Here is a 20,014-nt window from a genome sequence, read left to right as displayed (position 1 = left end):
AGGCGCCGCGACCACGCAAAAGGTGACCCCATGGCACTGATCAGCATGCGCCAGATGCTGGACCACGCCGCCGAGTACGGCTACGGCGTTCCGGCCTTCAACGTCAACAACCTCGAGCAGATGCGCGCCATCATGGAAGCGGCCGACCGCACCGACTCGCCGGTGATCGTCCAGGCCTCCGCCGGTGCCCGCAAGTACGCCGGCGCCCCCTTCCTGCGCCACCTGATCCTGGCCGCGGTGGAGGAGTTCCCGCATATCCCGGTGTGCATGCACCAGGACCACGGCACCAGCCCCGCGGTGTGCCAGCGCTCCATCCAGCTCGGCTTCTCCTCGGTGATGATGGACGGCTCGCTGGGCGAGGACGGCAAGACCCCGATGGACTATGACTACAACGTCGACGTCACCCGTCGCACCGTGGAGATGGCCCACGCCTGTGGCGTCTCCGTGGAGGGCGAGCTGGGCTGCCTGGGCTCCCTGGAAACCGGCATGGCCGGCGAGGAAGACGGCATCGGCGCCGAGGGCAAGCTGGAGATGGAGCAGCTGCTCACCGACCCGGAGGAGGCCGCCGACTTCGTCAAGGCCACCGGCGTGGACGCCCTGGCCATCGCCATCGGCACCAGCCACGGTGCCTACAAGTTCACCAAGCCACCCACCGGTGACACCCTCTCCATCCAGCGCATCAAGGAGATCCACGCCCGCATCCCCGACACCCACCTGGTGATGCACGGCTCCTCCTCGGTGCCCCAGGAGTGGCTCGAGGTGATCAACCGCTTCGGCGGCGAGATCCCCGAGACCTACGGCGTGCCGGTCGAGGAGATCGTCGAGGGCATCCGGCACGGCGTGCGCAAGGTCAACATCGACACCGACCTGCGCCTGGCCTCCACCGGCGCGGTACGTCGCTTCCTGGCCGAGCACCCCAGCGAGTTCGACCCGCGCAAGTTCCTCAAGGAGACCGTCTCCGCCATGCGCGACATCTGCATCGCCCGCTACGAGGCCTTCGGCACCGCCGGCCACGCCTCGAAGATCAAGCCGATCAGCCTCGAGGCCATGGTCGCCCGCTACGAGAGCGGCGAGCTGGCGCCCAAGGTCAAGTAAGGCACTGACGCCTGCCCATCAGGCAGGCGACAGCAGGGGCGGCCCAGGGGCCGCCCCTTGTCGTTTCCGTACCCATCGTTTCCGCACCCACCAACGACGCCGCCCCCGGCCAGGGCCGGGGGCGGCAGCGAGGAAGCAGCTTCCTCGGAGGTGGGTGCGAGGCGATTACCAGGTGGATTCCTCGTCGTCCTCGTCAGGGGTCTCCCACTCCTCCTCTTCTTCCTCCTCCTCGTCGAAGGTCCACTCCTCTTCTTCCTCCTCTTCCTCGTACTCGGAGGCTTCGAAGTCGGTGCTCTCGAAGGTGTCGTCGGCACCGGCGCTGCCGTAGTTCTCATCGGGAGCCGGCTCCTCTTGCGGCACCGGATCCTGCGGCTCTTCGTCGTGGAAGTCGGCGAAGGCCAGCGGGCTGGCGGCCAGGCCGAAGGTGATACCGACGATACCGAGTTTCTTGAGGAATTCCTTGGACATCATGTTCGCGCCTCCTATGGGGTCTGAACTTGAGTTTTCCTGTGAGGAAGCCTGCGGCCTCCATCCTTGAGGAAGCCTGTGGCCTCCATATCGACGGGCCGGATAGTGCGTGGCGCCGTCGCTTCCTGCTCACCCTGAGCAGTGCAGGCGGCGGGCCAACACCCGGCCAACTTTTAAAAAAGATATTCAATATCAATGGACTGCAAAAAATCGCGGCGTGCCGGATGCATGCCATGACCCTCGCCGGGCATGGTGAAATCTGGCACATGGGGCCCGCCGACACAGCCGGGCGACACCTTTCGGGAGGCCCCGGAGGCCGCCAACGGAAACACTGTTCACAAAGTCGTGAAACTGGGCTTTAATATAAGGGTGATCACGCCCTGTACTCTCCGCGAGGTTAGGTGATGGCCGGCCCCCTCTGTCTGCTCTTCGATTGCGACGGCACCCTGGTCGACAGCGAGCCGCTGCTCGCCGACGAGATGGCCACCGCGCTCAACGCCGTGGGCCTGCCCTTCCAGCCCACCGACTACATCGGCGAATTCCGCGGGGCCCGCTTCCGCCGCATCGTCGCCGCCCTCGAGTGCCGCCACGGCAGCGTCGACCCCGAGGCGCTGGAGCCCCTGGAGGCCACCATGCGGGCCAACCTCAACCAGCGGCTGGCCACCGAGCTCACCCCCATCGATGGCGCCCCCGAGGCCCTGGCCGCCCTCCACGCCTACCCCATGGGCGTGGTCTCCAACGGGCCGGTGAACAAGATCCGCACCTCCCTGCAGGCCACCGGCCTTGCCGACCTGTTCGGCGAACGGCTGTTCAGTGCCTACGAGGCCAACTGCTGGAAGCCAGACCCCGGCCTCTACCGCCACGCGGCCAGCCAGATGGGCTATGTCCCGGGGCAGTGCCTGGCCATCGAGGACTCGGTGGTGGGCGTTCGCGCCGCCCTGGAGGCGGGCATGATCGTGGTTCATCTCAACCGCTACCCGGATGTGGAAGAGACCCCGGAGGGCGCCATCATGATCACCAGCATGTTCCAGCTGCCCACCGTGGTGGCCAGGCTTGCCCTGGAGGCCGCCGCCTCGCGCCGCAGCGCCAGCCGCTGAGGCCGCTCCCCACCGAGCGTCCCACATGCAGGCAGCGCCCGCGGCCGCTATCATCGCCCTGCACATGTTCAGCCACCGCCACCCACCCGCCAGGGAGCCTTGTCATGCCCTCACTCCAGGACCAGCTGCGCGGTCTCGTCTACTCCACCGAACATGGCGCGCTCTGCCCCGACTGCCGCCAGCCGGTGGCCGAGTGCCGCTGCGCAGAACTCGCCGAGCAGGCCCGCCTGGCCGAACTCGACGGCATCGTGCGTATCCGTCGCGAGACCAGCGGCCGCAAGGGCAAGGGGGTCACCACGATCGCCGGCGTGCCGCTGCCCGAGGCGGAGCTCAAGGCCCTGGCCAAGCAGCTCAAGAAGGTGTGCGGCACCGGTGGCGCCGTGAAGGAGGGGGTGATCGAGATCCAGGGCGATCATCGCGACCGCCTCAAGGCGGAGCTTCAGGCGCGCGGCTATACCGTCAAGCTGGCCGGCGGCTGAGCGGCGTCAGGCGTCGCCCCCGCAGAGGCCGCACAGCGCGGCCAGGGACGCCTCCACCGGCGCCTCCAGCTTGAGGGCGTAGAGGTCATCGGCGCGGGTGCGGCCGAGGTTGAAGCAGGCGATCGGCTTGCCCTCCCGGGCCGCCGCGCGGGCGAAGCGGAAGCCGGAGAAGACCATCAGCGAGCTGCCCACCACCAGCAGGGCATCGCTCTCCGCCAGCAGGGCGAAGGCCCGCTCCACGCTCTCCCGGGGCACGCTGTCGCCGAAGAACACCACGTCGGGCTTCCAGATGCCGCGCCCGCAGCGGGAGCAGCCGGGCACCCGGAAGTCGGAGAAGTCCGCCTCCAGGTCGGCGTCCCCATCGGGTGCCGCCCGGGCCGCCACCTCGGCCCAGCCGGGATTGAGCCGAGCCAGCTCGGCGTGCAGGTCGTGGCGCATGCGGTTGGCGCCGCAGCCCATGCAGCGCACCCGGTCGGCGCGGCCGTGCAGATCGATGACCCGCCGGGAGCCGGCACGCTGGTGCAGGCCGTCGACGTTCTGGGTGATCACCCCGCTGACCCGCCCCATGGCCTCCAGCTCGGCCAGCCGCCGATGGGCCGGATTGGGGCGCGCCGTGCCGAGCACCCGAAAGCCCGCCAGGGCCCGCGCCCAGTAGCGCTGGCGCGCCGCATGGCTGCCCATGAACTGCTGATGCTGCATGGGCGGTGAGCGCTTCCAGGCGCCGGCGGCATCCCGATAGTCGGGAATCCCGCTGGCGGTGCTGATGCCGGCACCGGTCAGCACCGCCAGGCGCGGATGGCGAAGCACGAAGTCGCCGAGTGCCCGCTGGGCCTCGCTGCCGAGCGTCATGCCCTGGATGGCTGTCGTCATACCGCGCTCTCCCCGGGGTGTCGTTGATGCCGAGTGCCGAAAGAGCATGGCCCCGAAGGGCAGAGATTGTCTAGAATGGGCCCGACACCCCGCCTCTCCCTGACTGATGGGCAAGGAACCCCGATGGCCTGGCTGGAATACCTGCTTCCCCTGATCTTCCTGTTCCCCCTTGCCGCGCTGGCGGTGATCGTGGTGGCGCTGCGCAACCTTCACGACGCCCGGGTACGCTCCCCCTTCGACGCCCACCCGCTGCGCGAGCCCGGCCAGGCCCTGCGCGACCGCCTGGACCGCGCCTTCGCCGGGCTCTTCCTCAACGGCGCCCTGGGCCCCATCGCCACCCTGGCGCCGCTGGTCTACGGCATGGGCCGCATGCTCTTCGCCAGCGAGCAAGACTGGATCGAATGGTCCCTCTACGGCGTGCTCAGCACCCTGCTGGTGCTGCTCTTCTGCTTCCTGCTGATGCGCGACTTCCAGCGCATCCGGCGCCTCAAGCTGGGCCTGGCCTGCGAGCTGGCGGTGGGCCAGGAGCTCGAGCGGCTGATCCGCCCCGAGGCCCACCCCTACTATGTGTTCCACGACGTGCCGGGCAACGGCACCCGCATCGACCACGTGGTGGTCACGCCCTGCGGCGTCTTCGTGGTGGAGACCCGGGCCCGCACCCGCCCCTTCACCCCCTCCGGCAAGGAGATCAACCTGGTCACGGTGGAGCCGCAGCGCCTGCGCTTCCCCGGCTGGAGCGAGCATGCCCCGCTGGAGAAGACCCGGGAGCTGACCCTGTGGCTCGGCCACTGGCTCTCGGAGCTCACCGGCCGCCCGGTGCCGGTGATGGGCGTGCTGACCCTGCCCGGCTGGGAGGTGGACGCCCGCCAGGGCCCCGAGGACCTGCTGGTGGTCAGCGGCGAGCACCTCGCCGACCAGCTCGGCGAGCTCTGCCCCGGCGACTTCGATACCGAGACCCACGACGCGGTGATCGGCGTGCTGCTGGAGCGCGCCGCTCGCCTCGAGCGCCTGCCCGAGCGAGGCTGAGCCGCCCCGGGGCTCAATCGCCCCTGAGCCGGCCGCCCATCTCCTGGGCCAGGTCCACCGCATAGTGATCGGTCATGCCGCCGATGAAATCGAGCATGCGCCGATAGCTGTCGTAGAGCGACCAGGAGGGGCGCGGGGTATTCTCGCCGATCAGCGCCAGCACCCGCTGGTGCTTGAAGGTGGAGCGCCCGGTATGGTGCAGCTCATGGGCGGCGCCGATAAAGGCCTCGAGCAGGATACCCAGGGTCGTGTAGGCACCGATCTCCAGCTTGGCCTTGCGCTCGTTCTGGAAGATGCGCTCCCGGGCCAGCTGCTTGGCCGAGGCCACGCCCCAGCCCAGGTCCGGGTGACAGAGCTCCAGCAGGTCCTGGCGCAGGCGCCCGCCCAGCAGCTCCGCCTCGTGCTGCACGAAGACCGCCCCCACGTCGTTCACCGCGCGCTCCATGGCCGCCCCGCGCAGGGCGGCGATGCGCCGGCGCTGGGAGACCCCGAGGCGCTGCATGGCGGCGTAGTCGTCGGGGGCGCCACCGGCGATCTGGATCAGGATCTCCGCCACCTCCTCATAGCGCAGGATGCCCATCTCCAGGCCATCCTCCAGGTCGAGCAGCGCATAGCAGATGTCGTCGGCGGCCTCCACCAGCCAGGCCAGCGGGTGGCGACACCAGCGCCCCGCCCCCTGGGGCAGCAGGCCCAGCCGCTCGGCCACCTCGACCAGCAGCTCCCGCTCGCTCTGGTAGCAGCCGAACTTGCCGGCCGCCCCGCCGTGTTCCACCGTCCAGGGGTACTTGAGCAGGGTGCCCAGGGTCGCGGTGCTCAGGCGCATGCCGCCGCGGAACTGGTTGTATTCGATCTGGGTGACGATGCGAAAGCCCTGGGCGTTGCCCTCGTAGGTCAGCAGGTCGGCCCGCTGGGTATCGCTGAGCCCCTCCAGCAGGCCGCTGCCGTCGGACTCGGCGCGCTTGAACCAGTCGCGGATGGCGTATTCGCCGGCATGGCCGAAGGGCGGGTTGCCGATGTCGTGGCCCAGGCAGGCGGCCTGGACGATCACCCCCAGGTCCGCCGGAGTGATCCGGGCCGGCAGCCGCTCGCGCAACCCCTCGCCGACGATCATGCCCAGGGAGCGACCCACGCAGCCCACCTCCAGGGAGTGGGTCAGGCGGGTATGGATATGGTCGTTCTCGGTGAGCGGGTGCACCTGGGTCTTGCGCCCCAGGCGGCGGAAGGAGCCGGAGAAGACGATCCGGTCATGATCCTTGTGGAAGGGGGTACGGCCCGGTTCGGCGCTACCGCGCCCACCCCGGGTATCGTGCAGCCGGCCCGGATCGAGCAGCCGCTCCCAGTGCATCTGCGTCATGGCGATCTCTCCTTGAGAGTCCCATTCTGGCACTGTCGGCCGCCGCCTTGCTATCGTCGGCTTTGGCCACGACTCATGCCACGCTATCCTATGCCGATGATACGCTCCCTGGAATTCGACTACCTGCAGCGGCTACGCCATTCCCATCCGGCGTGGAGCCTGCTGCGTGCCGAGAACGCCCCGATGATCATCGGCTTCCTGCAGCGCACCTTCATCGTGCCGAACCAGCGCAGCATCGCCGAGCAGCCATTGGCGGCACAACTGGACGACTGGCTCCACCACCTGCGTCAGGAGCTCGGCGAAGCGGCTTTTCCGCGCGAGGCCCTGGCCTATCTCAACGAATGGGCCGACGACCGGCACCGCTGGCTGCGCAAGTACTATCCTGCCGCGGGCGACGAACCGCACTTCGACCTCACCCCGGCCGCCGAGCAGGCCATGCACTGGCTGTCGGGCCTCGAGCAGCGTCAGTTCATCGGCGCGGAATCGCGCCTCAAGCAGGTCTTCGACCTGCTGCACGAGATCGACCAGGGGAGCGAGACCGACCCCGAGGCCCGCATCCGCGACCTGGAGCGGCGCCGCGATGCCATCGACGGCGAGATCGCCGAGATTCGCGCCGGACGCCTCGACCTGATGGCGACGACGGCCCTGCGCGAGCGCTTCCTGCAGATGACCGACACCGCCCGGGCCCTGCTCGCTGACTTCCGCCAGGTCGAACAGAACTTTCGCCACCTCGACCGCGAGGTGCGTGAGCGCATCGCCACCTGGGAGGGCAGCAAGGGCGAGCTGCTCGAAGAGGTCTTCGGCGACCACGATGCCATCCGCGACTCCGACCAGGGACGCAGTTTCCATGCCTTCTGGGAGTTCCTGATGTCGCCGGCTCGCCAGGAAGAACTCACCACGCTGCTGGAGCGCATCCTGAGCCTGGAGCCGGTCGCCGAGCTGGCCCCCGACCCGCGCCTGGCACGCATCCACTACGACTGGCTGTCGGCCGGCGAAGTGGCCCAGCGCACCGTCGCCCGGCTCTCCGAGCAGTTGCGGCGCTACCTGGACGACCAGGGCTGGCTGGAGAACCGCCGCATCATGGGCATCCTGCACAACATCGAACGCCACGCCCTGGCCCTGCGCGAGAACGCCCCCCAGGAGGAGGTGATGGCCCTCGACGAGCCGGCGCCACGCCTCGAGCTGCCCATGGAGCGCCCGCTGTTCCGTCCCCCCATCAAGCCGCGCATCAGCGCCGAGCGCCTGGCCAGCGGCGACGACCGGGAGGTCGGCGCCGAGGCGCTGTTCGACCAGCACCATGTGGACAAGGAGCGCCTGCGCGCCCGGGTGCGGCGCGCGCTGCAGACCCGTGACCAGGTCACCCTCGATGAGTTGCTGGCCGAGGAGCCACTCCGCCAGGGGCTCGCCGAACTGGTGGCCTGGCTGGCCATCGCCACCGAGGGACACCAGGGGCTGCTCGACGAGGCTCACCCCCAGGAACTCGCCTGGCAGGACGACCAGGGGCGCTGGCGGCGGGCCCGGCTGCCGCGCGTCATCTTCACCCGTCAACCGGTACCCAGCCCATGAGCGACACGACACCCGATGCCGCGCCCCTCTCCGGCGAGCGTCGCTTCTCGCTGGTCCTGATCGCCCTGATGAAGGGCGTCCTCTATCAGGACCGCGATCCCGGACAGTGGCAGGACCTGCTCGACCACCAGGCACGACTGCGCGATCACCTGGCCCCACTGGGGCTGTCACTGATGCTCGACGAGGCCGAAGGCCACGCCTACCTGTGCCAGCGGCCGGATGACGACGAGAACCCGCTGCCCCGCCTGGTGCGCCGCCAGCCGCTGAGCTACCCGGTCAGCCTGCTGCTGGCATTGCTGCGCAAGAAGCTCGCCGAGCAGGATGCCGGCGGCGACGAGCCGCGCCTGATCCTCTCCCGCGAACAGCTCCAGGAGATGCTCGCGCTGTTCCTGGCCGACACCAGCAACGAGGCGCGCCTGCGCGACCGCCTCGACGGCCATATCAACAAGGTGGTGGAACTGGGCTTCCTGCGTCGCCTCAAGGGCGACCCCCCGCGCTTCGAAGTGCGCCGCCTGCTCAAGTCCTTCGTCGATGCCCAGTGGCTCGCCGAGTTCGAACAGCGCCTGGCCGACTACCGTGAACATGCCGAGGAGGCCCGCTGACATGCAGCTCGGTGAACTCGACTTCGGGGCGCCGCCGGGACGCGCCGGCTTTCGCCTGCAGCGCCTGGAAGTCTACAACTGGGGGACCTTCCACCAGCGCGTATGGCGCCTGGAAGCCGGCGGCGACAACGCCCTGTTGACCGGCGACATCGGCTCCGGCAAGTCCACCCTAGTCGATGCCATCACCACTTTGCTGGTGCCCGCCCAGCGCATCACCTACAACAAGGCGGCCGGCGCCGAGGCCAAGGAGCGCAGCCTGCGCTCCTACGTGCTGGGCCACTACAAGAGCGAACGCGGCGAGGCGGGGCTCAGTGCCAAGGCCGTCGGCCTGCGCGACCACAACAGCTACTCGGTGATCCTCGGCCACTTCTACAACGAGGGCTTCGACACCCACGTGACCCTGGCCCAGGTGTTCTGGATCACCGATACCCAGGGCCAGCCGGAGCGTTTCTACGTGGTGGCCGACCGCGAACTGGCCATCGCCGGCGACTTCGACGACTTCGGCAGCGACCTCAAGCTCCTCAAGAAGCGCCTGCGCGACAGCCCCCATGTGGAGCTGCACGACCACTTCCCGCCCTATGGGGCCGCCTTCCGCCGGCGCTTCGGCCTGGGCGCCAGCAACGACCAGGCCATGGAGCTGTTCAACCAGACGGTGTCGATGAAATCGGTGGGCAACCTGACCGACTTCGTGCGCACCCATATGCTCGAGGCGCTGCCCATGGAGGAGCGCATCACCGGCCTGATCCGCCATTTCGACGACCTCGACCGCGCCCACGCCGCCGTGCTCGAGGCACGCCGCAAGATCGAGGCGCTGACCCCGCTGGTGGACAACCTCGACCGCCACGCCGAACTGGCGGTCCAGCAGGCCGAGCAGGTCGCCGATCGCGAGGCGCTGAAGAGTTACTTCGCGAGCCACAAGGCCACCCTGCTGGAACGCCGCCTGGAGCGCCTGGACGCGGACCTGGCGCGGCTGGCCACCCGGCTCGACGAGCTGACCGAACAGCGTCGCCGAGAGGCCAGCCAGCGTGACGACCTGCGCCAGGCCATCGCCGACAGCGGCGGCGACCGCCTGGCCCAGCTGGCCCGCGAAATCGAGAAACTCGGCGAGGCTCGCGACCAGTGTCGGCGGCGCGCCGACCGCTACCGGGAGCTCGCCGAGGCGGTGGGTCTCGAGGCCGCCGAGGATACCGAGAGCTTCCGGGCCAATGCCGCGGCCATCGACCGGGCCCTGGCCAGCCTGGACGACGACGAGAACGCCCTGACCGAACAGCGTACCGACCACGAGCTGACGCTGCGCGGCCTGAAGGACCAACACGACGCCCTCGACGCCGAGCTGGCCTCGCTGCGCGAACGCCGCTCCAACCTGCCCGCGCGCATGCTCGCGCTGCGCGAGCGGCTCTGTGAGGCCACCGGCCTGGAGGAGGGCACCCTGCCCTTCGTCGGCGAGCTGCTGCAGGTGCACGAGGACGCCCGCGACTGGGAAGGCGCCGCCGAACGGGTGCTGCACAATTTCGCCCTCTCGCTGCTGGTGCCCGACGCCCACTACGCCGAGGTCGCCGACTGGGTCGAACGCACCCAGCTACGCGGCCGGCTGGTCTACTACCGGGTGCGCGACACCCAGGTCGCCGCCCCCTCCCTGCATCCCGAGTCGCTGGTACGCAAGCTGGCCATTCGCCCCGACAGCGACCACTACGCCTGGCTGGAACAGGAGCTGGGCAAGCGCTTCGACTATGCCTGCTGTGGCGAGCTGAGCCAGTTCCGCCGCGAGCAGCGCGCCCTGACCCGCAACGGCCAGCTCAAGACCGGCGGCGAGCGCCACGAGAAGGACGACCGCCACCGCCTCGACGACCGTACCCGCTACGTGCTGGGCTGGAGCAACGAGGCCAAGATCGCCGCCCTGGAGGCACAGGCCGAGACCCTGCAGAAACGCATCCAGGCCAGCGCCGCCCGGGTGGCCGAGGTCCAGGCCGAGCAGCGCCGGCTCGGCCAGCGGCGCGGCGACCTCAGCCGCCTGCAGGGCTTCGAGGACTTCCAGGCGCTCGACTGGCGCGCCCCGGCGGCACAGCTGGCCAGCCGCGAAGCGGAGCGCCGCCAGCTGGAGGAAAGCTCCGACCGGCTCAGGACGCTGCAGGCCCAGCTACAGGAACTGGAGGCCGCCAGCGCCGCCACCGAGGCGGCCTGGGGCCAGGCCCAGAACGATCAGGGCAGCCTTGAGGCGCGGCGCGAGGCGGCCGATACCCAGCTCGCGGCGGCCCGTTCCCTGGTCGAGAGCCTCGACGCCGAACAGCGCCAGGCCAGCTTCCCGCGCCTCGACGCCCAGCGCCCCCAGGCCCTCGGTGAGCACCAGCTCAGCGTCGAGTCCTGCGACAACCGCGAGCGGGAGATGCGCGACTGGTTGCAGGCGGCCATCGATGCCCGCCAGAAGCAGCTCGACAGGCTGAGCGAGGCGATCGTCAAGGCCATGCAGCACATCCGCACCGCCTGGCCCCAGGACACCGAGGAAGTGGACGCCAGCCTGGCCGCCGGCGACGACTATCGCGCCCTGCTGGCGGCGCTGCGGGCCGACGACCTGCCACGCTTCGAGGCACGCTTCAAGCGGCTGCTCAACGAGAACACCATCAACGAGATCGCCGGCTTCCAGGCCTTCCTCAACCGCCAGCGCGAGGAGATCCGGGAGCGCGTCGCCACCATCAACGCCTCCCTGCACGACATCGACTACAACCCGGGGCGCTATATCCGCCTGGTCGCCGAGCCCAGCCCGGATGCCGAGGTCCGCGACTTCCGCCAGCAGCTGCGCGCCTGCACCGAGAGCAGTATCAGCGGCAGCGACGACGAGCAGTATTCCGAGGCCAAGTTCCTGCAGGTCAAGGCGATCATCGAGCGCTTCCGCGGCCGCGAGGGCAGCAGCGAACTGGACCGGCGCTGGACCCGCAAGGTCACCGACGTGCGCCACCACTTCCTGTTCTCGGCCTCGGAGCGCTGGCGCGAGGACGACGGCGAGCACGAGCACTACTCGGACGCCGGCGGCAAGTCGGGCGGCCAGAAGGAGAAGCTCGCCTATACCGTGCTGGCCGCCAGCCTGGCCTACCAGTTCGGCCTGGAGTGGGGCGAGAGCCACTCTCGCTCGTTTCGTTTCGTGGTCATCGACGAGGCCTTCGGTCGCGGTTCCGATGAATCGGCCCGCTATGGCCTCGAGCTGTTCGCCCGGCTCAACCTGCAACTGCTGATCGTCACCCCGCTGCAGAAGATCCATATCATCGAGCCCTATGTGGCCAGCGTCGGCTTCGTGCACAACGAAGCGGGGCGCCAGTCGCTGCTGCGCAACCTGACCATCGAGGAGTACCGCCAGGAGAAGGCCGCCCGGGAACGGATCGAGGTGCTGTGAGGTGAAGACGCCACCCCGCGCCTGGACCACGCCGGAGGAGATTCGCCGCCAGTTGCAGCGCCACTGGGACAGCGGCGCCCTCCTCGCCGCGCGCCTGCCGGCCGACGACGGTGAGCCGCTGTTTCCGCTGGCCCTGCGCCTGCGCCGCCCCACGGCCCGGGACATCACCGAACGCTTCGCCGAGGTGGCCGCCTGGGTCAGGCAGCTGCGCGACAACAGCCGCGACGCCCTGGGCCACGGCTACGCGATCACGTTCCGCCGCCAGGGCAACCGGGTGCAGGGCAGCAACGAGCTGCCCGCCGCGCTGAGCGTTCCCGGCGCCGAGGATGCGCTTCGGCTGCTGGGCCGGCAGCGTGATGCCGAACGCTTCGATGCGCTGGCCGAGGAGATCCTGGCTCGCCAGCCGCGACTGGCCGACTGGCTGCGCCGTCAGCCGCTCAAGGCACTGGAACACAAGGAGAGCTGGCCTCGGTTACTCGCCGTGCTCGACCACTTCCAGCGCCACCCGCGGCCCGGCTGCTATCCACGCCAGCTGGCGATTCCCGGCGTCGACACCAAGTTCATCGAGGCCCGGCGCGGCCTGCTCGCGGCGCTGCTCGACGAAGTATTGCCGGCTTCGGCCATCGACGCCGAGGCCAGCGGGGTGCGCGGCTTCAACCAGCGCTTCGGACTGCGCAGCCCCTCGCCGCTGGTGCGCCTGCGCCTGCTCGACCCGACCCTCCACGTGCAGGGGCTGAGCGACCTGAGCCTCCCCGCCGAGCAGTTCACCACCTTCCGGCCGGCGGTTGAGCGCGTCTTCATCACCGAGAACCAGACCAACGGCCTGGCCTTTCCCGACGTGCCCCGCTCGCTGGTGGTGTTCGGGCTGGGCTACGGCCTGGAGCACCTGGTACGCACCCCCTGGCTCCGGGAGGTCGAGGTGTATTACTGGGGCGATATCGACACCCATGGCTTCGGTATCCTCGACCGGGTTCGCGCCTCGCTGCCCGATGCCCGCTCGCTGCTGATGGATCAGCAGACGCTGCTGGCGCACCGCTCGCTATGGGGCGAGGAGCCCGCCGACAAGCGCCTCAGGACGACTCCCCGCCGGCTGACCGACGCCGAACTCGCGCTGTTCCTCGCGCTGCGCGACGATACCTGGGCCGAGCGGGTCCGACTCGAGCAGGAGCGCATCGACTTCGACTGGCTGCGGCAGCGGCTTCCTGCTGCTTGCCGGACAACCGAATAGAGACTAAATTCAGTCCACACGCCCGTGCGGATCCAAACGCCATGAAATACTCAGAGAACATCAAACCAATCAGCTATCTGAAGGCACATGCTGCCGAGATTTCCCGCTCGCTCAACGAACTGCGCGAGCCCATGGTGATCACTCAGAACGGTGAAGCCCGAATGGTCGTGCAGGATATCCGCAGCTACGAGCAGACCCAGGAGACCCTGGCGCTGCTGAAGATTCTGGCGCTGGGCAGCCAGGAGGTCGAGCAGGGCAGGACCCTGGATACGGCCGAGTGTTTCAACCGGCTGCGCCGAGGAGATCGCTAGCGGTGGCGCTGCGGGTCGAACTCACGGCCTCGGCCTTCGAGGACCTTCGCGAGCTCTACGACTTCATTGCTGAGGACTCGCCGCCAGCGGCCGAACAGCTGCTGACCACCATCGAAGAGCGCCTTGCCTCGCTGGGGGAGCTCCCCGAGCGCGGCAGCCACCCCCGCGAGCTGCTGGAGCTGGGCATCCGTGACTATCGGCAGGTCATCGAGCCGCCGGTACGGATCCTCTATCGTCAGCATGGCGAGCGACTCATCGTCTATCTGATTGCCCACAGCCGCCGTGACATGCAGCGGCTGCTGGCGCGCCGACTCCTGAGTTAACTCACTCCCCGTCGGCCAGCGCCGGCAGCAATACCTTCAATTTACGGGTCAGCGTATTGCGTCCCCAGCCGAGCAGTTCGGCGGCCTCCCCCTTGCGCCCGCCGGTGTGGCGCAGGGCGGTCTCGATCAGGATCTTCTCGAAGTCCGGTACCGCCTCCTCCAGCAGATGGGTGTGTCCCGCCGCCAGGGCCCGATCGGCCCAGTCGCGGAAGGCGGTGCGCCAGTCGCCGCTGGGCGCGGGGCTGCCATCCTCGTGGCGCAGCTCCGGCGGCAGGTCCTCCACCAGGATCTCGCGGCCCGAGGCCATCACCGTCAGCCAGCGGCAGGTGTTCTCCAGCTGGCGCACGTTGCCCGGCCAGGGCAGGCGGGTCAGGTGGCTCTCGGCCTCGGGCGTCAGCACCTTGACGTCGGTGGAGAGCTCCTTGGCGGCCTCGGCCAGGAAGTGACGGGCCAGCCGCGGGATATCCTCGCGGCGCTCGGCCAGCTTCGGCAGGTGCACGCGGATCACGTTGAGGCGGTGGAAGAGGTCCTCGCGGAAGCGCCCATCCTCCACCAGGCTCTCGAGGTTCTGGTGGGTGGCGGCGATGATGCGCACGTCCACCTTCACCGGCGTGTGGCCGCCGACCCGGTAGAACTCGCCGTCGGCCAGCACACGCAGCAGGCGGGTCTGGGTCTCGGCGGGCATGTCGCCGATCTCGTCCAGGAAGAGGGTGCCGCCGTCGGCCTGCTCGAAGCGGCCCTGGCGCTGGGCGGCCGCGCCGGTGAAGGCGCCTTTCTCGTGGCCGAACAGCTCGGACTCGATCAGGTCCTTGGGGATCGCCGCCATGTTCAGGGCGATGAAGGGCTTGCCGGCCCGCGGGCTGTGCTGGTGTAGCGCCCGAGCCACCCGCTCCTTGCCGGTCCCCGACTCGCCGTTGATCAGCACGGTGATGTGCGAGTGTGACAGCCGGCCGATGGCGCGGAACACCTCCTGCATGGCCGGCGCCTCGCCGATGATCTCGGCATCCAGCCCCTCGGGCACGATGACCGGGCGCTGGCGCTCCCGAGCGTGGGCCACGGCACGACGCACCAGGGCCAGCGCCTCGTCGACGTCGAAGGGCTTGGGCAGGTACTCGAAGGCCCCGCCCTGGTAGGAGGCCACCGCGCTGTCCAGGTCGGAGTGGGCGGTCATCACGATCACCGGCAGGTCCGGATGGGCCTCGCGCACCCGGGCCATCAGGTCCAGGCCATCGATGCCGGGCATGCGGATGTCGGTGACCAGCACGTCGGGTGGATTGTCGAGCAGGCGCTGCAGGGCGGTGTCCGCGCGCTCGATGCACTCCACGTCGAGGTCGGGTTGGGCGAGGGCACGTTCGAGCACCCAGCGGATGGCGCGGTCGTCATCGACGACCACCACGCGAGCGGCGTCAGTCATGGCGCTTCTCCAGGGGAATCAGCAGTCGGAATTCGGTCTGGCCTGGCTCGGAATCACATTCGATCAGGCCCTGGTGCTGGTGCAGGATCGCCTGAGCGATGGAGAGCCCCAGGCCGCTGCCCTCGGCGCGGCCGGAGACCATGGGATAGAAGAGCGTCTCGCGCAGCGCCTCGGGAACGCCGGGGCCGTTGTCGATGATCGCCACCTCGCACACCAGGCGGTGGCGCTCGGCGCCCAGGGTGAACTGGCGGCGCGCCCGGGTGCGCAGCACCAGCCGCGGCTCGGGCGTCCCCGACTCGGTCATCGCCTCCACGGCATTGCGGGCCACGTTGAGCACCGCCTGGATCATCTGGGCCTCGTCGCCGGCCAGGTCCGGCAGGCTGGGGTCGTAGTCGCGCTCGACCCGCACCTGGGGGTGCTCGACGCTCAGCAGCGAGCGCACCCGCTCCAGCACCTTGTGGATATTGAGCGGCTCGTGGCGGGTCACCCGGTTGGGGCCCAGCATGGAGTCCACCAGGTCGCGCAGCCGATCCACCTCCTCGACGATGATCCGGGTGAACTCCTTCAGGTCCGGGTCGTCGAGGTCGCGCTCCAGCAGCTGGGCCGCCCCGCGAATGCCGCCCAGGGGGTTCTTCACCTCGTGGGCCAGGCCGCGGGTCAGCACCTTGATGGTCTCCTGACGGGTCAGCAGCGCCTCCTCCCGGGAGATGCGCATCAGCCGGTCGCGGGGCTCGATCTCCAGCAGCAGCTCCTCCCGGGAGAGCGGCGTGACCGTGTAGTCCACCGTCAGCGCCTCGCCGCCCAGCATGGTCAGGCGCGCCTCGCGCTGGGTGAAGGGGTGAAATTCGTCCCGGGCCTTGCCCAGTACCGCGCCGAATCCATCATCGCTCTCCATCAGGGCGCACAGCGCCACACCCTGCACCCGGCTGAGGCTGTTCGCCAGCAGCGCCTCGGCGGCAGGGTTCATCCATCGCAGCCTCAGCTCGCCGTCCAGCAGGACCACGGCGGTGGTGAGGTGCTCCATCAAGCGTTGATACATCGAAGGGGCCATATCGGATCCAGGGTAGACACCAAGCGATTGCAAGAAGCGCGCCAGACTCGCAAGGCCCGCCACCAGGGGCTCCGCGGCGGCGGATCGCCACCCCGCCGCACCAAAATAGTGCAGAAAAGGAAGGGCTGCACGGCGCGGCGGACGATGTCGGTGCACCGAGTGCCCCGCAAGGGCTCAGCGGGAGGTGCCGCGCTCCTCATGACGGCGCAGCGGCGGGTCATCGTCGGGCAGCCGTCGGATCGATTCCGCACCGCGACGCAGCGGCGACGGCGCCTCGGCAGGCGGGGGCGGCGGCTTCACGGGCGAATAGATCGGCCCGCCGCCATGGGGCGGCCAGCGGTCGCCATGCGGGGGGCCACAGGGCCTCGGGCTGCCGTCCGGGCACCACGGCCAGGGCGCCCAGCGAGGGGGCAGCTAATCGGCGGGCCGGTTGACGCTGGCCCGGTGCACATAGATGGTCACCGGCGAGCTGCGGTGGCGAACGGCGCCGCTGCCGTCGAGCAACTCCGCCTGCAGCACGTGCTCGCCGGGGTTCATGTTGGCCACCATGAAGGCGGTGGTGTGCATCGCCGTCTGGCTCACCTGGCCGTCCACCAGCAGGCGCACGCGATGGTCCTCGCGCAGCTCGGGCTGGATGCCCAGCTCCACCGGCACGTTGCCCGCCGCCCCCACCGGGAAGGCCTGCTCATGGCTGGGGGAGAGGATGCGGAAGCTGTCGTAGGGCATGAAGGGCTGGCCGGGCGAGCCCGTCGCCGCGGCGGCACCGCTGGCCTCGAGCCGTGGCGCCGGCTCGCCGCGGCGCACCTCGCCGCTGGAGGGCACCACGGTCAGCGGCGCCAGCTCCACCTGCTCACCGCCCCGGTCCGGGTTGTCGGTAAAGACCACGTTGCCCTGGGCGTCGGTGGTGCGATAGATCGTCTGGGCCTGGGCCGCCAGGCTGAACGACAGCCCCACCGCCAGGGCCATCAAGGCCTTGTTCATGGATACCCCCTGCGTGCCGCCTTCCTGGCGGTCTGTGGATGGTGTTGCCTTACCCCTGCTTGGATAGTGAACAAGATAAAGGGGTTCCGCCATGGCGGAACCCCTTTTCGATCAACGCCGGGGCGTCGATGCCGGGCCAGGTCGCGTCGCGCCTGGCCGCTGCCATCATCAGCAGCTGTAGTACATGTCGAACTCGATGGGGTGGGTGGTCATGCGAATGCGCTCCACGTCCTCCATCTTCAGCTCGATGTAGGCATCGATCATGTCGTCGGTGAAGACGCCACCTTCGGTCAGGAAGGCGCGATCCTTGTCCAGGGCATCCAGGGCCTGGTCGAGGCTGTGGGCCACGGTCGGCACCTTCTTGCCCTCTTCCGGCGGCAGGTCATAGAGGTTCTTGTCCATGGCGTCGCCGGGGTGGATCTTGTTCTTGATGCCGTCGATGCCGGCCATCAGCATCGCCGCAAAGCACAGGTAGGGGTTGGCGGTCGGATCCGGGAAGCGGAGCTCGACGCGCTTGCCCTTGGGGCTGGCGGTGTAGGGGATGCGGATGGAGGCGGAGCGGTTGCGGGCCGAGTAGGCCAGCATCACCGGCGCCTCGAAGCCCGGCACCAGACGCTTGTAGGAGTTGGTGGAGGCGTTGGCGAAGGCGTTCAGGGCACGGGCGTGCTTGATGATGCCGCCGATGTAGTAGAGGGCCATCTCGGAGAGACCCGCGTACTCGTCGCCCGCGAACTGGTTGTTGCCATCCTTCCAGAAGGACTGGTGGACGTGCATGCCGGAGCCGTTGTCGCCGACCAGCGGCTTGGGCATGAAGGTGGCGGTCTTGCCGTAGGCGTGAGCCACGTTGTGGATCACGTACTTCATCTCCTGGACCTCGTCGGCCTTCTTGACCAGGGTGTTGAACTTGATCCCGATCTCGTTCTGTCCGGCGTTGGCCACCTCGTGGTGGTGCACCTCGACGGTCTGGCCGATGGCCTCCAGGGTGTTGCACATGGCGCCGCGGATATCGTGGAAGCTGTCGACCGGGGGCACCGGGAAGTAGCCGCCCTTGACCCGCGGACGGTGGGCCAGGTTGCCGCCCTCGATGGTACGGTCGGTGGCCCAGGCGCCCTCTTCGGAGGTGATCTTGTACATGGAGCCCTCGATATCGGACTTCCAGTGCACCTCGTCGAAGATGAAGAACTCGGGCTCGGGGCCGAAGAAGGCGGTGTCGCCCAGGCCGGTGGACTGCAGGTAGGCCTCGGCGCGCTTGGCGATGGAGCGCGGGTCACGCTCGTAGCCCTGCATGGTGGCCGGCTCGATGATGTCGCAGCGCAGCACCAGGGTGGCGTCCTCGGTGAAGGGGTCGAGGAAGGCGGTGCCGTCTTCCGGACGCAGGATCATGTCGGACTCGTTGATACCCTTCCAGCCGGAGATGGAAGAGCCATCAAACATCTGGCCGTTCTCGAAAAACTCCTCGTCCACATCGCGGGCCGGGATGGTGACGTGCTGCTCCTTGCCACGGGTATCGGTGAAGCGCAGGTCGACCCACTTCACGTCATGTTCTTCAATCAGGGCGAGAGTCTTGGCAGACATGGTGTCCTCCGGGGTTGAACTTGGCTCGAAGCCTTGGTGATGCGAGATCGGGATACGTCGAATTCGGGGTACTGCGAAGTTGTAGCACGCCGTGGACACCCTGCCCACGGCAGCCGGCATTCTCTCCGGCGCTGCCCAATACAATGCACGCCTCATGCCAACACTGCACCCCGATGCGGCAAAACAAGAGCAACTTGCTGATTTGAAGAATGAAAACGAAACGCTTCGGCGCACCAGCCTGAATCAAGCCCCTTCTGGCGCCCCTGGTAAGCATCGTCCAGCCCCATTCTTTGCACCATGAAAGTGCGAAATGATTCGCCAATGCACCTCTGAAGGGCGCTCGAGGCGTCTCAGGCCCCTCAGCCCTCCCGGCGGGGACAACACCATCCTGTAGCGCCCAGAGATTTCCCACCGAACCCCTTTGATACTCTGAGACACTAACGGCTACACTTCATTACACCACCCCTCGAGGTACCGGCAGCGAACTCCTGGCAGCCGACCCACGACCCAAGGGTGCGGCCTACTGGAGCGGAGTTCGCATGGCTGACATCACCGGCTGCATTCTGATCGACGCCCGCAGCGCCGGCTCCCGCCTGCCTCGGCAGCTGGCGATCGTGGCGCCGCTGGCGCGTGCCGAGTCCTTCTCGCTGGCCATCATCGACGACACCGGCGATGCCCGACTGCCCCGTATGGCGCACCGCTACGGTGCACGCCTGCTCAGCGTCATTCCCGCCCCCCTGGGGCAGCGCATCAACGACGCCATCGCCCGCAGCCCTGGCCCGCTGCTGATCTTTCCCGGCATCGGCAGCGTCTCCAGCGCCGAGACGCTCTCCCGACTGGCCGCCGAGGTGGCCGCGGGCCGGGGCGATGTCGCCCTCCTCCCCACCCTGCAGCGCGGCCCGCTGCGGGGCCTGCTGGCCTGGCTCAGACGCAGTCGCCTGCCGCGAGGCGAGGGCCTGTGCCTATCCCGCGCCTGGTTCGAGCGCATCGGCGGCTGCGACCCCGAGCTGGACGATGACGCCCTGGACGAGCTGCTGGAACGCCTGCGCGCCTGCGGTGCCCGGACAAGGCCCACCGATGCCTGACACCGACCAAATGGTGACACCCGACGACGGCCCCCCAAGGCGCCGGTCTCGCGTTGACAGCCCATCGAAAGCGCGAATCCGCTATTCGCCGGCCGGGGGACCCT

19 protein-coding genes are annotated in these 20,014 nt (G+C 68.9%); 11 read left to right on the top strand and 8 right to left on the bottom strand.

The features are described 5' to 3' along the window. The first annotated feature begins 30 nt into the window (after positions 1–30). Complete coding sequence (gene fba, locus HIR79_RS02670) at positions 31–1,095, top strand: class II fructose-bisphosphate aldolase (RefSeq protein ID WP_119021378.1); 1,065 nt, start codon at positions 31–33, stop codon at positions 1,093–1,095. A gap of 165 nt (positions 1,096–1,260) precedes the next feature. Here fba and HIR79_RS02665 read toward each other — a convergent pair whose 3' ends face one another. After that, positions 1,261–1,566: a hypothetical protein gene (locus HIR79_RS02665; RefSeq protein ID WP_169956615.1), complete on the bottom strand. Its 306-nt coding sequence runs from the start codon at positions 1,564–1,566 to the stop codon at positions 1,261–1,263. Between the two features lie 401 nt (positions 1,567–1,967). On the opposite strand from HIR79_RS02665, the gene HIR79_RS02660 reads away from it, so the two are divergent. Both HIR79_RS02660 and HIR79_RS02655 read left to right on the top strand, forming a co-directional pair. After that, complete coding sequence (locus HIR79_RS02660) at positions 1,968–2,660, top strand: HAD family hydrolase (protein ID WP_169956613.1); 693 nt, start codon at positions 1,968–1,970, stop codon at positions 2,658–2,660. 104 nt (positions 2,661–2,764) lie between these two features. After that, positions 2,765–3,139, top strand: a complete 375-nt coding sequence (locus HIR79_RS02655) for a translation initiation factor Sui1 (protein WP_169956611.1) — start codon at positions 2,765–2,767, stop codon at positions 3,137–3,139. Positions 3,140–3,145: 6 nt separating this feature from the next. Here HIR79_RS02655 and HIR79_RS02650 read toward each other — a convergent pair whose 3' ends face one another. Further along, positions 3,146–4,009, bottom strand: coding sequence for an NAD-dependent protein deacetylase (locus HIR79_RS02650; RefSeq protein WP_249322234.1), 864 nt, complete (start codon positions 4,007–4,009; stop codon positions 3,146–3,148). A gap of 123 nt (positions 4,010–4,132) precedes the next feature. Here HIR79_RS02650 and HIR79_RS02645 point away from each other — a divergent pair, with 123 nt between their 5' ends. After that, the gene (locus HIR79_RS02645; RefSeq protein WP_169956609.1) at positions 4,133–5,035 is read left to right on the top strand and encodes a nuclease-related domain-containing protein; all 903 of its coding nucleotides are present in this window, start codon (positions 4,133–4,135) and stop codon (positions 5,033–5,035) included. Between the two features lie 13 nt (positions 5,036–5,048). On the opposite strand, the gene HIR79_RS02640 is transcribed toward HIR79_RS02645, so the two are convergent. Further along, entirely contained in the window at positions 5,049–6,389 is a 1,341-nt protein-coding gene (locus HIR79_RS02640) for a deoxyguanosinetriphosphate triphosphohydrolase (RefSeq protein ID WP_169956607.1), read from the bottom strand. 75 nt (positions 6,390–6,464) lie between these two features. On the opposite strand from HIR79_RS02640, the gene HIR79_RS02635 reads away from it, so the two are divergent. From HIR79_RS02635 to HIR79_RS02610, 6 genes are read left to right on the top strand one after another with little or no spacing between them, the layout of a single operon-like run. Continuing rightward, a complete protein-coding gene (locus tag HIR79_RS02635; protein WP_249322233.1) occupies positions 6,465–7,955 on the top strand; it encodes a DUF3375 domain-containing protein in 1,491 nt (496 codons plus the stop codon). Continuing rightward, complete coding sequence (locus HIR79_RS02630) at positions 7,952–8,557, top strand: DUF4194 domain-containing protein (RefSeq protein WP_169956605.1); 606 nt, start codon at positions 7,952–7,954, stop codon at positions 8,555–8,557. The genes HIR79_RS02635 and HIR79_RS02630 overlap by 4 nt, the downstream gene beginning before the upstream one ends. Position 8,558: 1 nt before the next feature. Continuing rightward, on the top strand, positions 8,559–11,942 hold the full coding sequence (locus HIR79_RS02625) for an ATP-binding protein (protein ID WP_169956603.1): 3,384 nt from the start codon (positions 8,559–8,561) through the stop codon (positions 11,940–11,942). Position 11,943: 1 nt separating this feature from the next. Beyond that, a complete protein-coding gene (locus HIR79_RS02620; RefSeq protein ID WP_169956601.1) occupies positions 11,944–13,170 on the top strand; it encodes a Wadjet anti-phage system protein JetD domain-containing protein in 1,227 nt (408 codons plus the stop codon). Between the two features lie 41 nt (positions 13,171–13,211). Then, positions 13,212–13,481, top strand: a complete 270-nt coding sequence (locus tag HIR79_RS02615; RefSeq protein ID WP_169956599.1) for a type II toxin-antitoxin system Phd/YefM family antitoxin — start codon at positions 13,212–13,214, stop codon at positions 13,479–13,481. A 2-nt stretch (positions 13,482–13,483) separates the two neighbouring features. Beyond that, positions 13,484–13,804: a type II toxin-antitoxin system RelE/ParE family toxin gene (locus HIR79_RS02610; RefSeq protein WP_169956597.1), complete on the top strand. Its 321-nt coding sequence runs from the start codon at positions 13,484–13,486 to the stop codon at positions 13,802–13,804. A 1-nt stretch (position 13,805) separates the two neighbouring features. On the opposite strand, the gene ntrC is transcribed toward HIR79_RS02610, so the two are convergent. The 5 genes from ntrC to glnA all read right to left on the bottom strand — a co-directional run bounded on the left by ntrC (position 13,806) and on the right by glnA (position 18,825). Further along, complete coding sequence (gene ntrC, locus HIR79_RS02605; RefSeq protein ID WP_169956595.1) at positions 13,806–15,218, bottom strand: nitrogen regulation protein NR(I); 1,413 nt, start codon at positions 15,216–15,218, stop codon at positions 13,806–13,808. Next, positions 15,211–16,257, bottom strand: a complete 1,047-nt coding sequence (gene glnL / locus HIR79_RS02600) for a nitrogen regulation protein NR(II) (protein ID WP_169959443.1) — start codon at positions 16,255–16,257, stop codon at positions 15,211–15,213. Before glnL ends, ntrC begins: the two co-directional genes overlap by 8 nt. Positions 16,258–16,443: 186 nt before the next feature. After that, entirely contained in the window at positions 16,444–16,569 is a 126-nt protein-coding gene (locus tag HIR79_RS18610; protein WP_283241849.1) for a hypothetical protein, read from the bottom strand. A gap of 114 nt (positions 16,570–16,683) precedes the next feature. Further along, positions 16,684–17,250, bottom strand: a complete 567-nt coding sequence (locus HIR79_RS02595) for a DUF4124 domain-containing protein (protein ID WP_169956593.1) — start codon at positions 17,248–17,250, stop codon at positions 16,684–16,686. Between the two features lie 168 nt (positions 17,251–17,418). Next, positions 17,419–18,825, bottom strand: a complete 1,407-nt coding sequence (glnA, locus tag HIR79_RS02590; protein ID WP_169956591.1) for a glutamate--ammonia ligase — start codon at positions 18,823–18,825, stop codon at positions 17,419–17,421. 539 nt (positions 18,826–19,364) lie between these two features. Here glnA and HIR79_RS02585 point away from each other — a divergent pair. Beyond that, positions 19,365–19,910 (top strand): hypothetical protein, encoded by a 546-nt coding sequence (locus tag HIR79_RS02585; protein WP_169956589.1) that lies wholly within the window; start codon positions 19,365–19,367, stop codon positions 19,908–19,910. Positions 19,911–20,014: the final 104 nt, after the last annotated feature.

Origin of the sequence: Halomonas sp. PGE1 (genome assembly GCF_013000985.1) — a bacterium.
Taxonomy (GTDB): Bacteria; Pseudomonadota; Gammaproteobacteria; order Pseudomonadales; family Halomonadaceae; genus Halomonas; species Halomonas alkalicola.
The sequence above is the reverse complement of the archived record's forward strand: the minus strand, read 5'-3'. Positions and strand labels throughout refer to the sequence as shown.